The organism is Novosphingobium sp. 11B, from assembly GCF_054589055.1.
The window spans coordinates 1-20378 of the sequence record NZ_BAAILP010000286.1; the positions used below are offsets into that span (position 1 = coordinate 1).

Sequence of the window (20378 nt, forward strand, 5' to 3'; positions counted from 1 at the left end):
ACTTCCCCGGTCCTGCGGTCCACCACGACCGGCACCGTGTCGCCAGCGTAGTCGAGGAACAGCTTTTCGCCTCCGGCATGGCTCTGGCGCATGACCAGCGGCAGGCGGCCTTCCCACCGGCGAAACAGATCGCAGAACCGGCTATAGCGATATCCGTCTGAATGCTCGGCGCGGTACTCCTCCCAGAGCACTGCAGCGTCACGTGTTTGCGCTTCAGTTCGCGCGCTACCACCGGCCAGTCCGGCTCCGGAAGCTTGCGCCGTCCCGGCTTTACGCCGGGAACGCCGTAGAGCCGCTCCTCCAGATCCGCATCGCCAATCTCGGGCGGCAACGGCCACGACAGCCCGGATTGATCAAACCGCCTGAGCGTGTCGCGCACCGTGGTTGCCCCCGTCCGGACATGCTCTGCTACCGCTCGGGTCGAGAGCCTGGCGTCCAAGCTCAGTCTCAATATCTCGCGCACATGGCGCATCATAACCCTCCTCGTCGGCATCCAATCCTCCTGGCTGCTCAGCCAGGGAACTGGTCCCAACGATCAGGCTTCACGTCATCCCAAACTGCGCGCGATCATCTCGGAATGCTGCGCGGATAATTCTCGGAACGCTGCGCGCGATCACCTCGGAATCCTGCGCGCCATCAATTCGGAATGGTGCGCGCGATAATCCCGGAATCCGCACGATAGACGGATTAACAGAGCTAAATTTGGCTGCTGGGCCTCTCTATTGCTGCACGACCTTCAGAAATGAACAGATCAACGCTCTTTCGATGACACGAGTACAAAGCCACATTCATCGCTGAGTGCTTGAGGAGAGCGAGAACGCAACAATTGCGTCACCAGGCTTCGTCCGCATATACGCGTGACCGCCAGCGGCAATGACAACGTACTGCCGCCCGCTTTTTCGCGATACATATGTAATTGGTGTCGCCTGTCCGCCTGCAGGTAGCCGTCCCTTCCATAGTTCCTTCCCGGTCGCCGTGTCGAAGGCCCGCAGATAGTTATCCATTGCCGCCCCAATGAAGGTAACGCCGCCGGCGGTATTAGCGGATCCGCCAAGATTGAAGGCTCCTGGCACCGCCACACCAAACGGAGCAGTATCGGCTGAGGTGCCGAAGGTACGGCTCCAGGCGATCCGCCCGGTCCGCAGGTCAACAGCAGACAATTTACCCCATGGCGGCGCCTCGCAGGGAATGCCCAATGGCGAGAGCATAGGCAGTAGACTGACACCGTAATTCGTGCCGTATTGCGGCAAATAGCCGGGCGCGTGGGAGTCCTTCGCCATAGCCGGACGATCGGTTTCTGCGCCATGACGAAACAGGCGCACCTCCTGGGGGATCGCGGCGGAGTTCACGATCATCAGCTGGCGCTGCGGATCGATGCTGACACTGCCCCAGTTCAGGATTCCGAAGGTACCCGGCCACTGCAGCATGCCGCGTTCCGAGGGCGGCGTGAACATGCCCTTGTAATCCAGCGAGCGGAAGCGGATGCGGCACCACATCTGATCGAGCGGGGTCGCACCCCACATTTGTGCCTCGGTCAGGGGCGGCGGGGCGAAAGACGCGAAACCGGTCGGATAGGGCTGGGTGGGCAAATAGCGTTCGCGGGGCAGAGTCCCGCGCGGAACCGGCCGCTCCTCGACAGGGGTCAGCGGCTTACCAGTCGCACGATCAAGAACGAATATCTCACCCCTCTTGGTCGGCACGATCAAAGCCGCTGACTTGCGACCGTTCAGCGTGAGATCGACGATGCTCGATTGAGCAGGCAGGTCGTAGTCCCAAAGGTCGTGGTGCACCGTTTGGAACGACCACCGCACACGTCCAGTCTTCACATCCAGCGCGACCAACGAACTCGCATAGCGCTCCAGCATCGGCGAACGATGAGTACCGACGTGATCCGGGGTGGCATTGCCCGTGGGCACATAGACAAGACCAAGCGTTGGGTCGGCGCTGAACGCCGTCCAGGCATTGACCGAGCCTCGCGTCCACTTCTCTCCCTGCTTGAGCGGTGGCGCATCGTCAGGACGGCCGCTGTCCCAGGCCCAAATCAGCATGCCGGTCTTCACGTCAAACGCACGCACGACGCCTGAGGGATCGTCCTTGGTGTAGTTGTCCCGTACATAGGCGCCGAGAATTGCGGTGTTGCCGACGATCACCGGGGGTGACGAGGTGTAGGAGCGGAACGGGTCCACATCCCCCAGCCCCTCGTCGAGGTTCACGGTCCCGCCCTTCCCGAAGTCCGGACACGGCGTGCCGGTCGCAAGATCGCTGGCAAGAAAGCGGCCGTCAACGGTCATGCTGAGGATGCGCTTGGAGCAGATGTCCGTTGCAGCGGGATCAGCATGATAGGATACGCCCCGGCAGTTGAGCATTTGGGCATTGCCGATCCGCGTGTGCGGATCGCGCAGCCAGATCTGTTTGCCGGTATCCGCATCGAGCGCGAAGACCTTGCCGGTCGGCGAACAGAACACGACCTTGTCATCCACCATCAGCGGCGTCGCCATGAACGAGATAGACTTGATGTCGGGCCGCTTCACCTTGGTATCGCCGGTTTCGAAAGACCAGGCCTGTTTCAGATTCGCGGCATTCGCGGGTGTGATTTGTACTGCCGGGGAATGGCGATTGCCGAAAACGTTCGCGCCGTAATCGGTCCATTCCGCGCTGGCAGGACTGGGCCCGGAAAGCGCCATCGTGCGATCGGATGAAACATCGAAAACCGGCACGATCAGGAATGTGCCGAGCAGAACCAGTGCCGCCAAGGACACGACGGAACCCAGCGCCCAGCGCGTCGCAGCGTCGGTAGCGAGTATCAGGCGCCGGCGGATCGGTGGCAACGCCAGCAGAATACCGATCACCGTAGGTCCGGCAAGTCGCGGGAGAAGCTGCCAGAACCGCGCGCCGACTTCCCAGAAGGACCAGAGCACGGTACAGGCCAACATGGCGGCGTAGACAAGAAGTCCCCACCGATTACCCCGTGCCAGCAGTCCGCTGGAGATCACACAGGCAAGCCCGGCCGCGAGGTAGTAGGGCGAACCGCCAAGCGTCAGCAGCTTGACACCGCCGGCGACCAGAACTGCGCCGATCGCGAACAGCACCGCAGCGATTAGCAATCGCAACCATCTTCCGCTCGCAGTTCTCATATCCATCACTGGGCCCTCTCCAGACCAACCCGGCCTATTATCGTTTATGAAATCGTTTTCTTCTCTCGAACAACAAAGCAACAATCTTAGAGAAAAAGCGGCATATCCTACGCCTAAGCACGCCCTGGTTCGCCCGAATTGAAATCCGGCTGGCTCCTATATGGCTCCTAGCAACAATCAGACATCGCAATTAAACGCACCTTAGAGTCCATAAACCACTGTAATACGCTATGAATTTCGCACGCTCGTCACCTCGACGGGCTCTTGACGAATATCATAATCCCAGATGTCGTGGTGTACCGTCTGGAAATGCCACCGCATCCGTCCCGTCCTGACGTCGAGCGCGACGATGGAACTGGCGTAGCGCTCCAGCATCGGTGAACGGTGCGTACCGACATGATCGGGCGTGGCGTTCCCTGTTGGCAGGTAGACCAGCCCCAGCGCGGGATCGGCGCTGAACACGCTCCAGGCGTTGACCGAACCACGCGTCCAGCTTTCGCCGGGGCCGGGCATCGGGGCATCGTCGGGCCGTCCGCTGTCCCATGCCCAGAGCAGCCGTCCGCTCTTCACGTCGTAGGCCCGCACCACGCCCGATGGATCGTCCTCGGTATAGTTGTCGCGCACATAAGAGCCCAGCACCGCAACGTCGCCGACGATGACGGGGGGCGAGGACGAGTAGGACCGCAAGGGATCGACCTGGCCGAGCCCTTCGTCGAGGTTCACGGAGCCATCCTTGCCGAAATCGGCGCAAGGCGCACCCGTGCCGGCGTCGCTGGCAAGCAGGCGTCCGTCCACCGTCATGCTGATGATCCGTTTGGCGCATGATCCTGCGCCAGCGGGGGCGGCGTGGTAGGATACGCCGCGGCAGTTGAGCATCTGCGCATTGCCGATGTTAGTGCGGGGGTCGCGCAGCCAGATTTGCCTGCCCGTGTCCGCATCCAGCGCGAAGACCTTGCCGGTAGGCGAACAGAAATAGACCTTGTCGTCCACCATCAACGGCGTCGCCATGAAGGAAATGGACTTGATCTCCGGTCGTTTCGCCTTGGTGTCGCCCGTCTCGAACGACCACGCCTTTTCCAGCTTCGCAGCGTTGCCCGGGGTGATCTGTGCAGCCGGGGAATGGCGGGTGCCGGACAGGTTCGCGCCGTAATCGGTCCACTCCGCGCTGGCCGGGCTTGCCGGAGCAAAAGCGGCAACTCGACTAGCAGAGATATCGAAGACGGGAACCGTTAGAAACGCCCCCAGAAGCCCCAGTGCCGCGACCAGCACGACCGAGCCCAGCCCCCAACGCGTACCGGCATCCGAAGCGGCGGTCAGTCGGCGGCGCAGCCACGGCAGCGCGAGAAAAGCGCCGATCACGGTCGGCCCCGCAAGGCGCGGCAGGAGTTGCCAGAACTGCGCCCCAACCTCCCAGAAGGCCCAGATCAGCGTGCTCAGTAGCATCGCCGCGTAAAGCCAGAGCCCTCGCCGGTCGCCCCTCCCGAGCAGCACGCCCGACACCGCGCAGGCCAGCCCGGCAGCCAGATAGTAGGCCGATCCGCCCAGCGTCAGCAGTTTTATCCCGCCCACGGCCAGCACCGCCCCGATGGCGAACAACACCGCCCCAGCCGACCAGCACAGCCAGCGGCCTTCCTTCCCGTCCTTCATCCCTCGCGTCCTCTCCCGGAACGTCTGCGTTATCCCGGGCCTTGCCCGGTGCCGTTGATCGCCTTTCGGACGTGGATCACCCCGTCTCGATCACCGCGATCGGTTCGCGCACGTCGATCGTTTCACCTTCTCCGGCGATGATGCGGAGCAGCGTGCCGGAGACGGGGGATGGCACTTCCACCGTGGTTTTCGCGGCTTCCACCTCGACGAGATTCTCGCCTTCCTCGACCGCGTCGCCCGGCTGCTTGAGCCAGCGAACGATCTCGCCGTCCTGCATCCCCATGCCGTATTGCGGCAGGACCATCGTGAATTCGGCCATGTTCGCTCCTCAGGCTGACTGGAACTCGGCGGCACCTACGAGGCGCCTGGCGGCACTCACGATGCGCTCCATCGAGGGATAGAGCGGCTTTTCGATGAGCGGACTGAACGGCAGGTGCGTATCGGGCGTCGTGATCCGCACCACCGGCGCGCGCAGGGCCTCGAACGCCTCCTCGACGATGGTGGCGGCGATCTCGCTGGCGGCGCTGCAGGTGCGGTTGGCCGGATCGACGCAGATCGCGCGGCCGGTCTTGCGCACCGAGCGCAGGATCAGATCGCGGTCGAGCGGGACCAGCGTGCGCGGGTCGATCACTTCCAGCGAGATGCCCTCGCCCGCCAGTTGCTTCGCCGCTTTCAGCGCGACGTTGACCCCGCCGGCGATGGCGACGACGGTGATGTCGGTGCCTTCGCGCTTGATGTCGCCCTTGCCGATGGGGATCAGGAAGTCGGGATCGTCAGGTACGTCGGCCTTGTTCATCCAGCAGGTGCCGTCCTCGAAACTCATCACCGGATCGTCGTCGCGGATCGCGGACTTGAGCAGGCCCTTCATATCGGCGGCATCGGAGGGGCAGATGATCTTGAGGCCCGGCATGTTCATGAACATCGGGTAGGGCCGGTCCGAATGCTGCGCAGCATTGGAGTTGCCGTAGAACATGCAGGAGCGCAGCACGAGCGGCAGCTTCGCCTGCCCGCCGTAGATGTAGCGGGACTTGGCGATGATCGAGCAGATCTGGTCCATCGCCGGATAGAGGAACGAGGACAGCGTCGCATCGACGATGGGCCGCATCCCCACCATCGCCGCGCCGCCCGCCGCGCCGATGAAGCCGTTCTCGGAGATCGGCGTGTCGCGGATGCGCTCCTCGCCGAAACGCTCGACGAAGCCGGTGGTGGTGCCGAAGACGTTGCAGCGAATGTCCTCGCCCATCATGAAGACATGGGCGTCGCGCTCCAGCTCTTCGGCCTGGGCCTGCTGGATGGCTTCGAGGAAAGTGATCTTGGCCATGGTTGCGGTTCCTTCTCAGGCGTGCGCCAGAACGTCGTCGGGGATCGGCAGGCGATCGACGAAGACGTGGTCGAAGGCCTCCTCGAAGGCCGGGTATGCGCTCTCGCGCGCGAAGTTCAGCGAGTCCGTCACTTCCTCGGCGATTGCCGCGTCGATGGCGTCGAGATCGCCCTCGGCCACGCCATCGGCGAGCAGGCGCGCGCGGTAGAGCGTGATCGGATCGCGGGCGACCCAGTCGTCATGCTCCGGTCCGCGCGGGGTGAGGTCGCGGCCCATGTTCACCGCGTGGTCGCGGTAGCGGTAGGTCTTGGTCTCGATCAGCGTCGGCCCCTTGCCCGCGCGGGCGCGGTCCACCGCATCGCGCACGGCCTCCTCGACGGCGTCCACGTCCTGCCCGTCGACGATGACGCCGGGGATGCCGTAGCCGTGCGCGCGGTCCGCGACATTGACGCCCGCCACGGCGGCGGAGGTCGGCGTGGACATGCCGAAGCGGTTGTTCTCGCACACGAAGATCGCGGGCAGCTTCCACACGGCGGCAAGGTTCATGCCTTCATGGATCGCCCCTTCGCTGGAGGCGCCGTCGCCAAAGAAGCACAGCGCCACACGGTCCAGCCCCTGCAGCTTCGCGCCCAATGCTGCACCTGCGGCAACCGGGCCGCCGGAGCCGACGATGCTGGTTTCGCCCAGGCTACCCATCGCGAAATCGGACAAGTGCATCGAGCCGCCCTTGCCCTTGCACACGCCCGTCGCCTTGCCGAGCAGTTCGGCCATGAGCGGGCGCAGCGTCGATCCCTTGGCGATCGGATGGCCGTGGCTGCGGTGCGTGCCGACCATGTAGTCGTCGTCGCGCAGCGCCATGCAGGCGCCGACGCCCGAAGCCTCCATCCCCGCATAAGTGTGCAGAGCGCCGGGGATTTCGCCCGCAGCATGGATGGATTCGGCCTTGGTCTCGAACTGGCGGATGCGCTGCATCCGGCGGTACTTCTCAAGCCTGCGGTCGTTGTCGCCGATGGCGGTCATCGCTCTCTCCTTGTATGCGCAAATCGGGGGGTCATGCTGCGTTCGCAGGCTCGGGTGTCACCGCTTCGAACAGTTCGAGCGGGGCCGCGTACATCGATTCGGGAGCGCCCGCGGTGATCGCGTAGACGTTCTCCATGTGGCACGGCCCCAGCTTCGCGCCGAAGTAGAGGCTGTCGAGCGAGATCAGCATCCCCTCCTCCATCACGAAGCCCTGCTTGACCCCGGCCAGCCCCGCCGCCGGGAAGGGCAGCGGGATCTCCAGCGGCATCAGGCCGATGCCGTGGGCGACCACCAGCAGCTTCTCGGGCGTGGCGACGCCATTGGCCTTGAGATGCTCGTAGCCGATCGCGGGCAGGCTGGCGGTGGAGACGCCGGGCCGCAGGTGATCGACCATCTTGAGGAAGGCATCGCGCAGGATGTCGTGCTGACGGCGGTATTCGGGGCTGGCCCTGCCGACGACGGCGGTGCGGTTGATGTCCACCCAGAAGCCGTCGTGGATGCCCTGCGTTTCCAAGATCACGATGTCGCCATCGCGCAAGGCCCGGTTGCCGCGCGTGCGGAACAGGTCGGGAATGAACTCGTCCGCCTCGTAAGCGCCGCCGAACAGCATCGCGCCTTCGTCCACCGGGATTACTTCGTTGCGGACCATGAAATCGCAGATGCGCGCCTGCACGTCGTTCCAGTCCGCGCCTTCGTGAAGCAGCGATCCGGCGTGGGCGATGATGCGGTCCGCCAGCTTGCCCAGCTTGCGGTAGCGCGCCAGTTCGCCGGGGGTCTTCACCACGCGCACGCGCATCATGAAGTCGAGCACATCGGCGTATGCGTGCGGCACGGCGGCCGCGATGCGTGCGGAAACGCGGTGCTCGTCGAAGCCGACCGCCTTGCCCGCCATGCCGTGATCGGCAAGGCCCGAAGCAATGGCGGCGGCGATATCGGGCTGGCACGCGCCCCTGATCGCGCCCATCATCCCGGCGGCGTCCTCGGCCAGTTGGCCGCCGTTCCGGTCGGGGTCGATATAGCGGCTGACCTCGCAGAAGTTGAGCATGTCGAACGTGCGCACTTCGCCGAAGGTGCAGGCGTCACCGTCCTTGTTGAGCACCGCGACGAGGCCAAGGTTCGCCTCCGGGATCACCAGCGTCAGCGGCTTCGCCGGATCGGCATAGACGATCGCGGCAGCCATCGGCTCCATCTGCTGCCAGCGTTCGAGGATCGAGTGATAGCCCACCGCATAGCGCACATCATGCGGGTGGCTGAGCACGACCGCGTCGAGCCCTTCCGCCGCCATCATCGTGCGCAGCCGGTCGGCGCGGGGGTTGGAGGGTGCGGTCATGCCGCTTCCTCCAGCCCCTCGTTGGCGACGTTGGAGACAACCTCGCCCTTGGCCACGTCGCGCAGGAATTCGTGGTTGAGGATGAAGCGGATTGCGCCCGCCTCGTCGAGGAAGGCAACGGCGCCGTGGCCCATGAAGAGGTATTCGGTCACCTCGTCGCAGCGCGCCTCGTTGTGGCGCGAGCCGATCGGTTCGTAACCGTAAGTGCCCGCAGGCGCCGAGCCGACATCGTAGATCAGCTCGCCCTTGGTGACGAAATACTGCCCGTGGCCGAGGTGCCAGTGCGGGGCGAACGTCGCGCCGGGCTCCATGTGGACCCACAGGACCCAGTCGCCGGTCTCCTCGCTGTAGCGCAGCAGCCGGATCGTGGTGCCGGTGCCGAGCGAAACTTCGTGGCAGTCGTTGATGTTGACGATGAGGTCGCCGAGTTTTCCGGCATCGTGCTGAACGGTCATGGTTCTTGTCCTCTCGTTGGGAATTACATCGTTGCGGTAAGGCCTTCGTCGGCGGGGATGACCGCGCCGTGCAGCGCGCTCGACTTGTCATCGAGCAGGAAGCAGACGAGCTGGGCGATCTGCTCTGGGTCCATGAAGAACTGGCGGCGCGGGCTGGGATGGCCGTCCATCAGCGCGGCGATGGCCTGCTCGCCTTCCGGCGTGCGCAAGTTCGCGGTCAGCGGCGTCGCCACCGCGCCGGGGCAGACGCAGTTGATGCGGATGCGTTTGGGGCCAAGCTCCGCCGCCAGTGTGCGCGCCAGCATGGCGACCCCGGCTTTGGAAGCGCTGTAGGCACTGTCGCCCGCGCGGCCCGCCGTGCCGCTGACAGACCCGATGAACACGATGGCCCCGCCGCCTGCCTCGATCATCGCGGGCAGCACCGCCTGGGTAACGTAGAAGCTGCCCTTGAGATTGACGTCGATGTGCCGATCGAACAGCGCGAGCGGGCTTTCCGGCACCGGGTTGGGCGCCCAGATCGCCGCGTTGTTGACCAGCAGCGTGACCGGACCGAGCGCCGCCTCGATCGCGCGCACCGCCGCCGCGACGGCAGCGGCATCGGCGATGTCCACTTGCGCCGCATGGGCGAGCGTGCCGCTTGCCACCGCCTTGTCGAGATCGGCCTGCGGCACTTCGGACAGCACCGCGACCTTTGCGCCCGCCTCGGTCAGCAGCTTGGCGACGGCGGCGCCGATGCCGCTGGTGCCGCCCGTCACCACGGCGACTTTTCCGCTGAGCCCGCTCATTGCGCGGTGAACCCGCCGTCGACGATCAGTTCCGAGCCGTGCATGTACCCGGCCTCGTCGGAGGCGAGGAAGCGCACGGTCTTGGCGACGTCGATGGGATCGGCCATGCGCCCGATCGGGTGCGCGGGGGCGAGCCCGGCGGCGGCTTCCTCGACGCTGGCGGCGAAACCGTTGTCGACGATGCGCTGGAGGATGTGGTCGACCATGCCGGTCTTGACCCCGCTGGGGTGCACCGAGTTGACCCGCACCTTGTAGCCCAGCGCGGAGAACTCCATCGCGCAGGCCTTCACGAACAGCGTCACCGCGCCCTTGGAGGTGCAGTAGCCGACGTGCAGCGGCGAGCCGATCTTGCCCGCGACCGAGGAAATCACCACCACCGAGGCGCCGTGCGGCAGGCTCTCGCCCGATCGCCGCAGGAGCTGCGCCGCCACCTTGGTGCCGAGGAACGGGCCGTCGACGTTGACCGCCATCTGTTTGCGCCACTGCTCGATGGTGGTGTTCTCCATCTTCTCGACGACGACGATGCCCGCGACATGGACCAGCACGTCGAGCCGCCCGTACTGCGCCTCCACCGCGCCGATCGCCGACTGCCAGGATGCCTCGTCGGTCACATCGAGCGAGAGATAGGAATCGCCCTGCCAGCCCCCTGCCTCGGCGGGGAGGTCGGCGCCGATGACGGTCGCACCTGCCTCGGCCAGCTGGCGCGATATCTCACTGCCGATGCCGCCGGTGCATCCGGTGACGAGGGCGATGCGTCCTTCAAGCGAACCGGTCATGCGTGGGCTCCTGCCTTGGCGGCTTCACCCAGAAGGTCGAAGACGCGGATGTCGGGGTCGCCGTCGAGGCAGGCGTAGCCCTCCGCCGACATGGCGACGTGGTAGGGCCGGTTCGCATGCGCTTCCTTGGCGGCGATGTCGGTGAAGATCTCGGTGAAGCCGAAGGCGTTCGGGTCCTCGCGCGATTGCATGACCTGGAACAGCAGCGTATCGGCCTCGTTGGCGCGCACGTCCTTCTGCAGCTGCGTGGTCAGTTCGATGAAGCGCTGCGTCTTGTCCGGCTTCGTGCGGACATGCATGATGACACCAATCATATCGGAGAGGACCTTTCGTCATGTGGGGGGAAATGCTGGCCGAAGCGGCGCGCGTCGCGCAGGGGCCGGACCCGGTGGCGGCCCGGCCACTGGTCGACCGCCTGCTGTCCGCGAAGCCGGGGGATGCCGACGCGCTGACTTTGGCGGGGATCGTCGCCCAGCGTACCGGGCGCATGGACGATGCGGTGCGTGCCTTCGGCGATGCCTGCGCCGCCGATCCGCGCGATGCCGGACGCCGGCAGAACCTGGGCGTCGCGCTCAAGAACGCGGGCGCTTACGAGGAGGCGCTGCAGGCCTTCGCCGCCGCGCTGGAACTGCGCCCCGGACATGCCGCGACGCTGGCAAATCTCGGCTCCTGCCTGATCGCGGCCGAGCGATACGACGAGGCGTTGGAGGCACTGGCGCAGGCCGGAGACAGCGCCGATGCGCTCAACAATACCGGCGTCGCACTGGCGCGGCTCGGACGGCACGGCGAGGCGGTGAGCCGTTACCGGCGCTCGCTGGAACTGCGGCCCGGGCACCTCGACACGGCGCTGAACCTTGTCGATGCGCTTGCCGCCTGTGGAGAGCGGGACGAGGCCGAAAGCCTCGTCGGGCAAATCCTGCGCGTACAGCCCCGCAACCCACGCGCGGCAAACCAGCTTGGCCTCATGCGCGAGCGGGCCGGCGATTACACAGGTGCGGTGAATGTGCTGCGCCGCGCCTTCGATCCGGCACAGCCCAACCATGCGCTCGGCATCAATCTGGTCCGCGCGATGATCCGCGCCGGGCAGGAGCGCGATGCGCTGGGCGTCTGCGGTAAACTCGTCGCCACGCAGCCGAGCGTCACCACGCCGGTGGCGTTGGCCCTCGCCGCCTTCGAGAAGCTCGGCTGGACCGGCGATCGCGAACGGATCATGGCGCTCGACCGCTTCGTCACCGTGCATGACATCGACGCCGCGCCGGGCTTCGAAGACCTCGCGACGTTCAACGCCGCGCTGACGGAGGAACTGCGTGCTCACCCCTCGCTGACGTTCGAGCCGGAGGGCCTCGTGACCCGCCAGGGACGCCAGAGCGCAGACCTCGCCGATGCGCGGAGCCCGGCGATCGGCACGCTTGCACGGATCGCCCGCGATCATCTCGCCAGTGCCCATGCACGCCTTGCCGAGGAACCCGCCGACCACCCCCTGCTCCACGCGTTGCCCGAGGAATGGAGCCTGACCCTGTGGGGCACGATCCTGCGCCCCGGCGGCGAAGTCGGCTCGCATATCCATGCCCCCAACTGGCTCTCGGGTGTCTACTATCCACAGTTCGAGGGTGAAGACGGTGCCTTCGCGATCGGCCTGCTGCCGGAGGAACTGGGCGGCGGCGGCACGCCCGTCACCTACCAGCCCCGAGCGGGCCGGATGATCCTGTTCCCCTCGTATCTCTGGCACGCCACGCTGCCCTTCGGCGGCGACAAGGAACGCATCAGCTTCGCCTTCGACCTCGTCCCCAAGGGCATCGGCCGCGCGCACAAGCTGCCCTGAAACTCCACCTTCGTCATTGCCAGCGGAGCGAAGCAATCCAGCGCTGCGCAAACCGCCCTGGATTGCTTCGCTCCGCTCGCAATGACGGCATGGGGGGGCGTCATCACGAAGCGAGAGCAGGCTAACCTTCCCCTGCGGCGCACGAAACCGCAGGGGAAGGCCGGCTCGGCGCAGGCCCGCACCTGCCCGTGAGGAGAGCGCCGCCACCATCGTCAGAACTTCACCGAGCCTTCAACGCCGAAGCTCCTCGGCGGGGCGTAGTTGGTGAAGTTGAACAGCCCCGCGACCGAGTTGGCCGAGACGCGGTAGACCTTGTCCAGCAGGTTGCGACCGAACACCGCGACGCGGAAGCGCTCGTCGGGATCGGTCCAGCCGATGCTTGCCCCCACCAGTGTGCGCGCCTGACCTTGCGAATAGTCGGCGTTGAGCGTCGTGGATTCGTACTGTGCCTGATAGTTGACGTCTGCGTTGAGCGAGACGACCCCCCAGTCGGTCGGCGGGAACTCGTAATGCACGTTCCCGCTGGCCGTCCACTTGGGCGCATTGCGCAGCTTGAGGTAGGAGGCATCGTCGTTCACGCCGTCACCGTTCACGTCGGTGCTGAACTCGTCGTACTCCGCCTTCTGCCAGCCAACCGAAGCGCCCATCGTCAGGCCCACCACCGGTGCGGCGGAGATTTCGAGTTCGATGCCCTTTACGTGGGCCTTGCCCGCATTGGTCGTCCGCGTCTCCTGCCCCGGCAGGCCTGTGATCGGATCGATGAAGGGGACCACCGCGTCGCGCTGCAGATCGTTGTACTTCACATAGAACGCCGCGATGTTGACGCGCAGCTTGCGATCGGCCGTCTCGGTCTTGAAGCCCAGTTCGAAGCTGTCGGCGGTCTCCTCACGAAACGGCAGCGCCGACGTAGCGGACATCGCCTGCTCGTTGTAGCCGCCCGACTTGTAGCCCTGGCTGTAGGTGAAGTAGTTGTTGATCCCCGGCGCGATCTCCCAGCGATAGCCTGCGCGCATCGTCGGCTTGGAGAACTTCGCGCTGTCGCTGTACTCGGGCCAGAACCCGGTCGCGATCGTCGAGCGGCGCACTTGCGGACGCACCGCGAAGTCCTTGCTCTCCTTGGTGTAGCGGGCGCCGACGAAGACCGAGAACGGGTCGGCGACCTTGTATTCCGCCTCGCCGAACACGGCGTAGCTGTCGACCTTGTAGTTCGCGGTGGACTGGTTCGGGTCGGTCAGCGCGGTGGGGTCTCCCAGGAAGCGCAGGAAGCCGAGGAAGCTGGTAGCATTGGCGTCCAGCTTCTGCCCCCAGTACATGCCGCCCACGGTGAACTTCAGGACGTCCGAGAAGTCGGAGCTGAACCGTGCCTCGAGACTGTACTGCTTGCGCACGTCCTCACGCGTGGAGACGAACAAGTAGGCGTTCTCGCCCGTATAGTCGGAAGGCAGCTTGGACTGCACCCGCCGCCAGCCGCCGACGACGGTGATCGTGCCGACGTCATCGACCGAATGCTCACCGCGCAAATAGACGCCGTCCACATCGACGCGGTGACCATCGAGCGTGCCCACGCAAGTCGGCGCGGTGGCCGAACCTTCGCACAGTGTGGTGCCGGTCTTGTAGGGGCTTTGCCCGGTGGTCTGGATGCCGGGGAAGCCGACCACGTCGATCAGGAAACCCGGAGGCGTCTCGTTGACCGAAGGCGGACTGTCGCCGCGATCGCGCAGCAGTTCGTAGGTGAGCAGGATGTTGGTGTCGTCGGTCGGCTCCCACAAGAGCTTGGCGCGGGCGCTGAAGTAGCGCGATCCGCCCCAGCGCTGGCCGCGTCCGGGCACGCCCTCGAAGCCGTCGACGTCGTTGTTCTTGGTCAGACGGTAGTAGCCGTCGCTTTCCTGGAACGATCCTGCCGCGCGGAAGTAGAGGTTGTCGGCGAGCGGGATATTGATCGCGGCCTTGACGTCCTTGGTGTTGAAGCTGGAATAGCCGAGCCGCACTTCGCCGCTGAAGCCGGGCTCCGGCTTCTTGGTAATGACGTTGACGACGCCGCCCACGGTGTTCTTGCCGAACAATGTGCCCTGCGGTCCCCGCAGCACTTCGATGCGCTCCACGTCGAACAGGTCGAACAGCTGGGTCTGGACGTGGGCGAGGACGAAGTCGTCCACCACCACGCCCACGGCGGGCTCGAAGGTCAGGATGATGTCGCCGGTGGACTGGCCGCGAATGCCGATCGAGGCGGCGTTGAAGCCCGGCACGTTGGTGATGACGACGTTGGGCACGTCGCCCGCCAGCGCGCGGATGTCGGTGGCGAACTTGTTCTGGATCGCCGTCTCGGTGAACGCGGACACCGCCACCGGCGTATCCTGCAGCGATTCCGAGATGCGCCGCGCGGTGACGACGATGTCCTCCAGTCCGCCCTGCTGCGGCGGCGGATCGGCCTGCGGCGGCGCGGAAGCCGGTGTGCTCTGGGCCATCGCGGTAGTGCTGACACTCGCCAGAAGCCCCGTGGCGAAAGTCGTGAAGACGCAATTCAGGTGTCGTTTGCCGATCATGTTCTTCCCCTCCGAACCGACTGCCTTCGTCTGGTCATGGGCAGTTCGAATCACGTGCCGACTTTTCGCCGGGCAGGCATAAATGAGTACAGATGATCATTTTTGTGAAGACATAAAAAACATTCATGTATGATTTGTTTTACCGCAGTGCAGCGGTGATGGAGCGGAGGGGATTGTCTTGGAGAGCGGCGAAGTTCACGTTTCTCGCGGTAATGAAAAGATAACCACCACGCCGGGGGGCATTGCTGCGATGCAAGACGTGATCGCGAAAAAACCGCCGGTGATTCGCCGCCGTTACACCAGCCCGGCGATGACCGAGCGGCGTGCGCGCATCGTCGACACCGCGCACCGCATCCTCGGCGAAGGCGGAGTCGCGGCGCTGACCATCCGGCGATTGTCCGAGGACGCCGGGGTGGCCCAGCGCACGCTCTACCGCCTGTTCGGCGACAAGGACGGCGTCATCAGCGCCACCGTCGTCGATCGCATGGTCGAGGTGCGCGAACACATCGCCCGGCGCGGTGCGACTTACACGCTGGAGGTGGTGTTCCGCGAACTCGACTGGATGGTCAGCGAGCTTGAGCGCGACAGTCTCTACGCCCGGGTGGTGATCGACTTCGTCTTCGCGCCCGAACCGCGGGAACTGGAAGTGCGGGAACTGACCTCGGTGGCGCACACGCGCTTCTCGGGGTGGCTGGACCTGCAGCGCGCCAAAGGCCATGTGCGCGATGATCTCGACCTCGCCTCGCTGGTCGATACCCACGTCATGCACGAATTCGTGGTCTACCGCCGCTGGTCGCTGGGCCAGTGCGCGGGTGACCAGTGCCGCGCCGAACTGCACGCCTGCTTCCTGCAGAGCGCGGCGCTGCTGCTGACCAGCGACATTCGCGAGACCTACATGCGCAAGCTGGCGACGGTCCAGAAGAAGATCACCCGCCTCAAGCGCGCCTCGACCAAGGAATAATCACAAGCGGGAGAAGATGATGACTCTTGAAGACCTGATCGCGCGCGAGGAAATCCGCCAGCTTCGCGTGGATTACTCGGCCGCCTTCGACACGATGGACGAGGCTGCGGTGCGCCGCAATTTCGCCGACGACATCCTATGCGAGTTTCCGGAGCCCTACGAAGGCATCGACGCGGTGCTCGGCCTCTATCGCCAGCACTGGAAGCACCTGCGCGCGCCGCTGGAGACGCTGCATTACGTCGCCAATCACGCCATCGAGCTGACTGGACCTGACACCGCGCGCGGGCATTGCCTGTTGCTGGACCTCGTCACGCGCCAGCATACGGGCTCGGCCATCGTCACGCCGGGCGGGGAGGCGAACCCGCTGCTGCTGATCGGCCGCTACGACGACCACTACGTCCGGCAGGACGGCCGCTGGAAGTTCGCCCGGATCGCGCTCACCATCCTGTGGCCGACGCGGTCGGATGAAACCGGAGCGCTTCCGTTCAAGGTCGATTGAGCGGGGCTGCGCCGGGGCAGACCCCGGCGCCGCGTCTCACTTCCCGCTCTGCTTGAGCCAGGCGATGCCCCGGCGCAGCAGTTCGTAGAACACCGGCAGGTCCCAGGCGCAGCGGTCCACCGTCGGCCACCAGTCGAGCATCGGCTGGAGGTCGTAGTGGCCCCGGCAATGGCCCAGCGTGTTGTAGAGCACCGCGCCCTTGCCGTGATCCTTGAGGTACATCACCGGCTGCTTGCCGAGTGCATCGGCCGCTTCGACGAAGCCGGTACCCTCGACCGTGCAGTCGGTCTCCAGCAGGACGTGCAGGTGGCCGTGCGTCTCCATGTGGTAGAGTTCGTCGGTCGTCTCGAACGGCTCGATGCCCGCCACCAGCGGATGGCCGGGATCGGCCACGGTCACCGTGTAGGGCGCGATCGGCGGGTGCGAGATGAACTGCGAACCCAGCATGTCCATGAACAGCGGCGCCCAGCGCGGGGCGTCCCACAGGCCCTTGTCCGGCCCTTCGGACAGCAGGCGCAGCACCGAGTTGGTGCCGTGCAGCGCATGCCAGCGCCCGCCCGCCTTCAGCCAGTCGCGCAGCACCTCCTGCGCCGCCAGCGAGGGCGTGACGTCGCAGGTATAGGTGATGAGGATGTCCGCCTGCCGCAGTGCGTCGAGGTTCTCATAATCCTCGAACACGCGGGTGCGCACGCTGGGGTCTTCGGCGAGGAGCTTGAGAAGCTCCAGCCGCGCGAAGTCCATGTCGTGCCACACGCCGCCGCAGATGAGGACGCAGTTTATGCGCGGAGGATGCGCGCCTTCAGCCTCACTCATGCCTTCGGAGCCCCGCCGAGGTCGCCCCCAAGGTCGCCGACGATGTACTTCATCATCGTGTCCTGGAACTGACGGATGCGGATTTCCTGATAGTTCCCGAGGTTCACCTTGCCGTTCTTCGAGGCATGAAGGCCGTCCTGCACGTAAGGCAGGTTGTCCATGTCCTGCTCGAACACGTCGCCCAGAATGCCCAGTTCCGGCGCCTCGGTCCACTTCTGGTCGAGCCGCAGCATCTTGAGCGGCGCGCCGCGCGGGATCGGCTGGCCCTTGGGAATACGCGCGAGGATGCGCACTTCCATGATGCAGGTGTCGGGCGTCTTGCCGGGCAGCCAGTTGTAGACGATGTTCGGCATGTACCCGCCCCAAGGCGCGAAGTTCGGGAACACGTTGTAGACGAGTCCGTCGAGCAGTTCGGCGTCGGTCGCGCTCTCGTGGTCGTAGCCGGTGCTCTCGGTATAGGCCGCGCGCATGGCGGCGCCCAGCGCCGCGCGGGCGGTCATGCCCTCGGGCACTTGGATCGCCATCGGGTTGGCGTGGGCCTCACCTTCGTAGTTGTCGCCAGAGCGGCCGTTGTACTTGATGAACTCGTCGACGATCCACTGCTCGCCCTGCCCTTCCGCGATGTGCGGGCTCATCACGCCGAAGGGGACGAGGTTGACGTTCACATTGTCGCCCCAGGTCCAGTAGGCGGCGTTGGAATCGCCAGTGAACGGCAGCAGCTGCGGGTGCGTGACGATGGTGTGCCAGGCCTCCATGAAGGCTTCCATCACCACCTTCCAGTTCGCCGGGACTTCCTTGGCCACGCGCATGACGCTGGCGCATTCCTCGTGCCGCCAGCGCTTGAAGTGCTCGGGCAGCGGGGCGAGAAATTCCTCGAGGCTCGGGCCGCCCGATTCCTCGCGGATGAAGACGTAGCCCGACCAGCGGCCCACTTCGGCGGCGGGCAGGTCGAGGTCCTTTTCGGCGAGGTGCGGGAAGTCCCACTGGCAGGGCATCGAATCGAAGCTGCCGTCCTTCTTCCACGCGAAACCGTGGAACGGGCAGACGAACTTGTCGGCGGCGCCTTCCTCGGTGCGCAGCTTGCGGCCGCGATGGAGGCAGACGTTGTGCATCGCCCGGATCGAGCCGTCGTCCTGACGGCTGACGAGGTAGGAACGTCCGGCGTTCTCGTAGACGATGAAGTCGCCCGGATCGGGCAGGTCTTCCTCGCGCGCGACGAACTGCCAGACGTAGGGCCACATCCGCTCGCGTTCGAGCTTCGCGAATTCCTCGCTGGTGTAACGCTCGGCGGGAATCGCCTCCGAACCGCGGTACGTATAGCTCTCGTCAGTCAGAATCGCAGGCGGAGTGCGCGAATCCTGCGCCATCAGTTCCGCCCAGCTTATGCCTTCGCTGCGGTCTTCACCCAGCTTTCCGGCGATTTCCGGATCTCGATCGGCCATGGTCGTTCAATCTCCCAAGAACGCATTTCCCTGTTTGTCGCCATTTCTGCACCCCGCTGCACCACAAGTCACCTTGCTCAAAATCATAGGTTGTGGAGCGCCGCGGATGGGCCATGTTGGCCGGGATAGTAATCGGGAGAATGCCGTGAAGCGGCTTGAAGGCAAGGTGGCGCTGGTCACCGGAGGAACCTCCGGCATCGGCGCCGGCACTGTCGAGCGTCTGTGCGCCGACGGGGCTAAAGTCATTTTCACCGGCTCCAACCAGGCGGCGGCGGATGCGCTGTGCGCCGCGACCGGGGCCGAGTTCGTGAAGCACAACGTCACCGACGCGGCGGCGTGGGACGGCCTGATCGCGCAGATCCTCGAAACGCACGGGCGGCTCGACATCGCCTTCGCCAACGCCGGGACCGAAAGCGGGGACGGCAGCATCGAGAGCATCTCGATCGAGGGCTGGAACAACGTCATGGGGGTCAACCTCACCGGCGTCATGCTCACCGTGCAGCACGCGATGCGGGCCATGGCGAAGAATCCGGAAGGGCCGGTCGGCTCGATCATCGTCAATTCCTCGATGAACGCGCACCGGGCGATGGGCAACTTCGTGGCCTATTCGGTGTCGAAGGCCGCCGTGATCGCGCTGGTCAAGGCGTCGGCGGTGCACTCGGGCAACCAGAAGTACGGCATTCGCGTCAACGCCGTGCTGCCGGGCGTCGTCGAGACCGCCCTGATCGTGAACCTGATCGAGAAATCGGGCGACCCCGTCGCCACCCGCGCCGCCTACGAGGGCCTGTCTCCGATGGGCCGCATGGCCGCTGTGGAGGAAGTCGCCGGCATGGTCGCATGGCTTGCGAGCGATGAGGCAAGGTTCTGTTCGGGAAGCGAATTCACCATGGACGGCGCGTCCACCGCAGGGATGAACGGCGTATGAGCGAGGAACTGGGTTCGCAGCGGCTGAAGGGCCGCGTAGCGCTGGTTTCCGGCGGCCTTCGCGGCATCGGCCTCGCCTGCGTCGAGCGTTTCCTGGCCGAAGGCGCCGAAGTGGTCCTGACCGACCTCGAGGCGCCGGACACCGAGTATGCCAGCGCCACGCTCGCCCGTCTGGGGCAGGCGGCCAGCTACGTCAGCGCCAATGTCGCCAGCGAGGACGACTGGGCCAAAGTGCTCGCCGCCGTGACCGAAAGGCACGGAAAACTGCACATCCTGGTCAACAATGCGGGCATCGACCTGACCGGCCCGGTGGCGGAAACCTCGCTGGAGGGCTGGCGCCGGATCATGAGCATCAACGTCGACGGCGTGTTCCTCGGCGTGCGGACTTTCGTGCCGCTGATGGCCGCGAGCGGGGCGGATTTCCGGGGCGGCGCCTCGATCATCAACGTCAGTTCGATCATGGGCCTGGTCGGCATGAGCGAGGTTTCGGGCTACAACGCCAGCAAGGGCGCGGTGCGGCTGTTCACCAAGTCCATCGCGCTGGAATTTGCCGAAAAGAAGATGCCGATCCGCGCGAATTCGCTGCATCCCGGCTTCGTTCTGACCCCGCTCCTCAAGGAAGGCTTCCAGCGCTGGGTCGACAAGGGCGTCGCCAGCAAGGCGCAGGATCTGGTCGATCTGATGTCCAGCAAGACCCCGATCGGACGGCTGGCGGACCCGGCGGAACTGGCCAGCGCGGTCTATTTCCTCGCGTCTTCGGACAGTTCGTACATGACCGGCGGCGAGCTTGTCGTCGATGGCGGCTGGACCGCGCAATAAGGCGCCCCGTCTCGGGGGGCTTCGACAAGCTCAGCCTGAGCGGAAATTGAAGCACGTTTTTCATATTCCGCTCAGGCTGAGCTTGTC

The 20378-nt window shown here is 65.3% G+C and carries 18 protein-coding genes and 1 pseudogene; 5 read left to right on the forward strand and 14 right to left on the reverse strand.

All coding sequences use genetic code 11. The annotated features are described in order from the left end of the window. From ACYPYD_RS24440 to ACYPYD_RS24490, 11 genes and pseudogenes are all read right to left on the reverse strand, one after another. Window positions 1-191, reverse strand: a pseudogene (locus tag ACYPYD_RS24440) (IS21 family transposase); the annotation flags it as partial. Between the two features lie 597 nt (window positions 192-788). Next, complete coding sequence (locus ACYPYD_RS24445) at window positions 789-3089, reverse strand: membrane-bound PQQ-dependent dehydrogenase, glucose/quinate/shikimate family (protein ID WP_459666024.1); 2301 nt, start codon at window positions 3087-3089, stop codon at window positions 789-791. A 273-nt stretch (window positions 3090-3362) separates the two neighbouring features. After that, window positions 3363-4781 carry an outer membrane protein assembly factor BamB family protein gene (locus ACYPYD_RS24450; RefSeq protein WP_459666026.1) on the reverse strand — a complete coding sequence of 473 codons (1419 nt, stop codon included), beginning with the start codon at window positions 4779-4781 and terminating at the stop codon, window positions 3363-3365. A 76-nt stretch (window positions 4782-4857) separates the two neighbouring features. Beyond that, window positions 4858-5100: a biotin/lipoyl-containing protein gene (locus tag ACYPYD_RS24455; RefSeq protein WP_008830797.1), complete on the reverse strand. Its 243-nt coding sequence runs from the start codon at window positions 5098-5100 to the stop codon at window positions 4858-4860. Between the two features lie 9 nt (window positions 5101-5109). Beyond that, window positions 5110-6102: an alpha-ketoacid dehydrogenase subunit beta gene (locus ACYPYD_RS24460; protein WP_459666028.1), complete on the reverse strand. Its 993-nt coding sequence runs from the start codon at window positions 6100-6102 to the stop codon at window positions 5110-5112. Window positions 6103-6117: 15 nt separating this feature from the next. Beyond that, entirely contained in the window at window positions 6118-7122 is a 1005-nt protein-coding gene (locus tag ACYPYD_RS24465; protein WP_459666031.1) for a thiamine pyrophosphate-dependent dehydrogenase E1 component subunit alpha, read from the reverse strand. Between the two features lie 31 nt (window positions 7123-7153). Then, complete coding sequence (locus ACYPYD_RS24470; protein ID WP_459666033.1) at window positions 7154-8452, reverse strand: M24 family metallopeptidase; 1299 nt, start codon at window positions 8450-8452, stop codon at window positions 7154-7156. After that, window positions 8449-8907, reverse strand: coding sequence for a cupin domain-containing protein (locus tag ACYPYD_RS24475; RefSeq protein ID WP_459666035.1), 459 nt, complete (start codon window positions 8905-8907; stop codon window positions 8449-8451). The genes ACYPYD_RS24470 and ACYPYD_RS24475 overlap by 4 nt, the downstream gene beginning before the upstream one ends. 23 nt (window positions 8908-8930) lie before the next feature. Next, window positions 8931-9692 (reverse strand): SDR family NAD(P)-dependent oxidoreductase, encoded by a 762-nt coding sequence (locus tag ACYPYD_RS24480; RefSeq protein WP_459666037.1) that lies wholly within the window; start codon window positions 9690-9692, stop codon window positions 8931-8933. Continuing rightward, window positions 9689-10468, reverse strand: a complete 780-nt coding sequence (locus tag ACYPYD_RS24485; RefSeq protein WP_459666039.1) for an SDR family NAD(P)-dependent oxidoreductase — start codon at window positions 10466-10468, stop codon at window positions 9689-9691. Before ACYPYD_RS24485 ends, ACYPYD_RS24480 begins: the two co-directional genes overlap by 4 nt. Continuing rightward, window positions 10465-10782 carry a putative quinol monooxygenase gene (locus ACYPYD_RS24490; RefSeq protein ID WP_008830790.1) on the reverse strand — a complete coding sequence of 106 codons (318 nt, stop codon included), beginning with the start codon at window positions 10780-10782 and terminating at the stop codon, window positions 10465-10467. The genes ACYPYD_RS24485 and ACYPYD_RS24490 overlap by 4 nt, the downstream gene beginning before the upstream one ends. Window positions 10783-10802: 20 nt before the next feature. Between ACYPYD_RS24490 and ACYPYD_RS24495 the strand changes: the two genes are divergently transcribed. Continuing rightward, window positions 10803-12290: a tetratricopeptide repeat protein gene (locus ACYPYD_RS24495; protein WP_459666041.1), complete on the forward strand. Its 1488-nt coding sequence runs from the start codon at window positions 10803-10805 to the stop codon at window positions 12288-12290. A gap of 212 nt (window positions 12291-12502) precedes the next feature. On the opposite strand, the gene ACYPYD_RS24500 is transcribed toward ACYPYD_RS24495, so the two are convergent. After that, window positions 12503-14833: a TonB-dependent receptor gene (locus ACYPYD_RS24500; protein WP_459666043.1), complete on the reverse strand. Its 2331-nt coding sequence runs from the start codon at window positions 14831-14833 to the stop codon at window positions 12503-12505. Between the two features lie 250 nt (window positions 14834-15083). Between ACYPYD_RS24500 and ACYPYD_RS24505 the strand changes: the two genes are divergently transcribed. Then, window positions 15084-15794 (forward strand): TetR/AcrR family transcriptional regulator, encoded by a 711-nt coding sequence (locus tag ACYPYD_RS24505; protein ID WP_459666045.1) that lies wholly within the window; start codon window positions 15084-15086, stop codon window positions 15792-15794. 19 nt (window positions 15795-15813) lie between these two features. Then, window positions 15814-16293 (forward strand): nuclear transport factor 2 family protein, encoded by a 480-nt coding sequence (locus ACYPYD_RS24510; RefSeq protein WP_459666047.1) that lies wholly within the window; start codon window positions 15814-15816, stop codon window positions 16291-16293. A gap of 36 nt (window positions 16294-16329) precedes the next feature. On the opposite strand, the gene ACYPYD_RS24515 is transcribed toward ACYPYD_RS24510, so the two are convergent. Then, window positions 16330-17106 carry a ThuA domain-containing protein gene (locus ACYPYD_RS24515; RefSeq protein ID WP_036526544.1) on the reverse strand — a complete coding sequence of 259 codons (777 nt, stop codon included), beginning with the start codon at window positions 17104-17106 and terminating at the stop codon, window positions 16330-16332. Beyond that, window positions 17103-18548: an aromatic ring-hydroxylating oxygenase subunit alpha gene (locus ACYPYD_RS24520; protein ID WP_459666048.1), complete on the reverse strand. Its 1446-nt coding sequence runs from the start codon at window positions 18546-18548 to the stop codon at window positions 17103-17105. Before ACYPYD_RS24520 ends, ACYPYD_RS24515 begins: the two co-directional genes overlap by 4 nt. Window positions 18549-18693: 145 nt before the next feature. On the opposite strand from ACYPYD_RS24520, the gene ACYPYD_RS24525 reads away from it, so the two are divergent. Both ACYPYD_RS24525 and ACYPYD_RS24530 read left to right on the forward strand, forming a co-directional pair. Then, window positions 18694-19473 (forward strand): SDR family NAD(P)-dependent oxidoreductase, encoded by a 780-nt coding sequence (locus ACYPYD_RS24525; RefSeq protein WP_459666051.1) that lies wholly within the window; start codon window positions 18694-18696, stop codon window positions 19471-19473. Beyond that, on the forward strand, window positions 19470-20291 hold the full coding sequence (locus ACYPYD_RS24530) for an SDR family NAD(P)-dependent oxidoreductase (protein WP_211151703.1): 822 nt from the start codon (window positions 19470-19472) through the stop codon (window positions 20289-20291). Before ACYPYD_RS24525 ends, ACYPYD_RS24530 begins: the two co-directional genes overlap by 4 nt. Window positions 20292-20378: the final 87 nt, after the last annotated feature.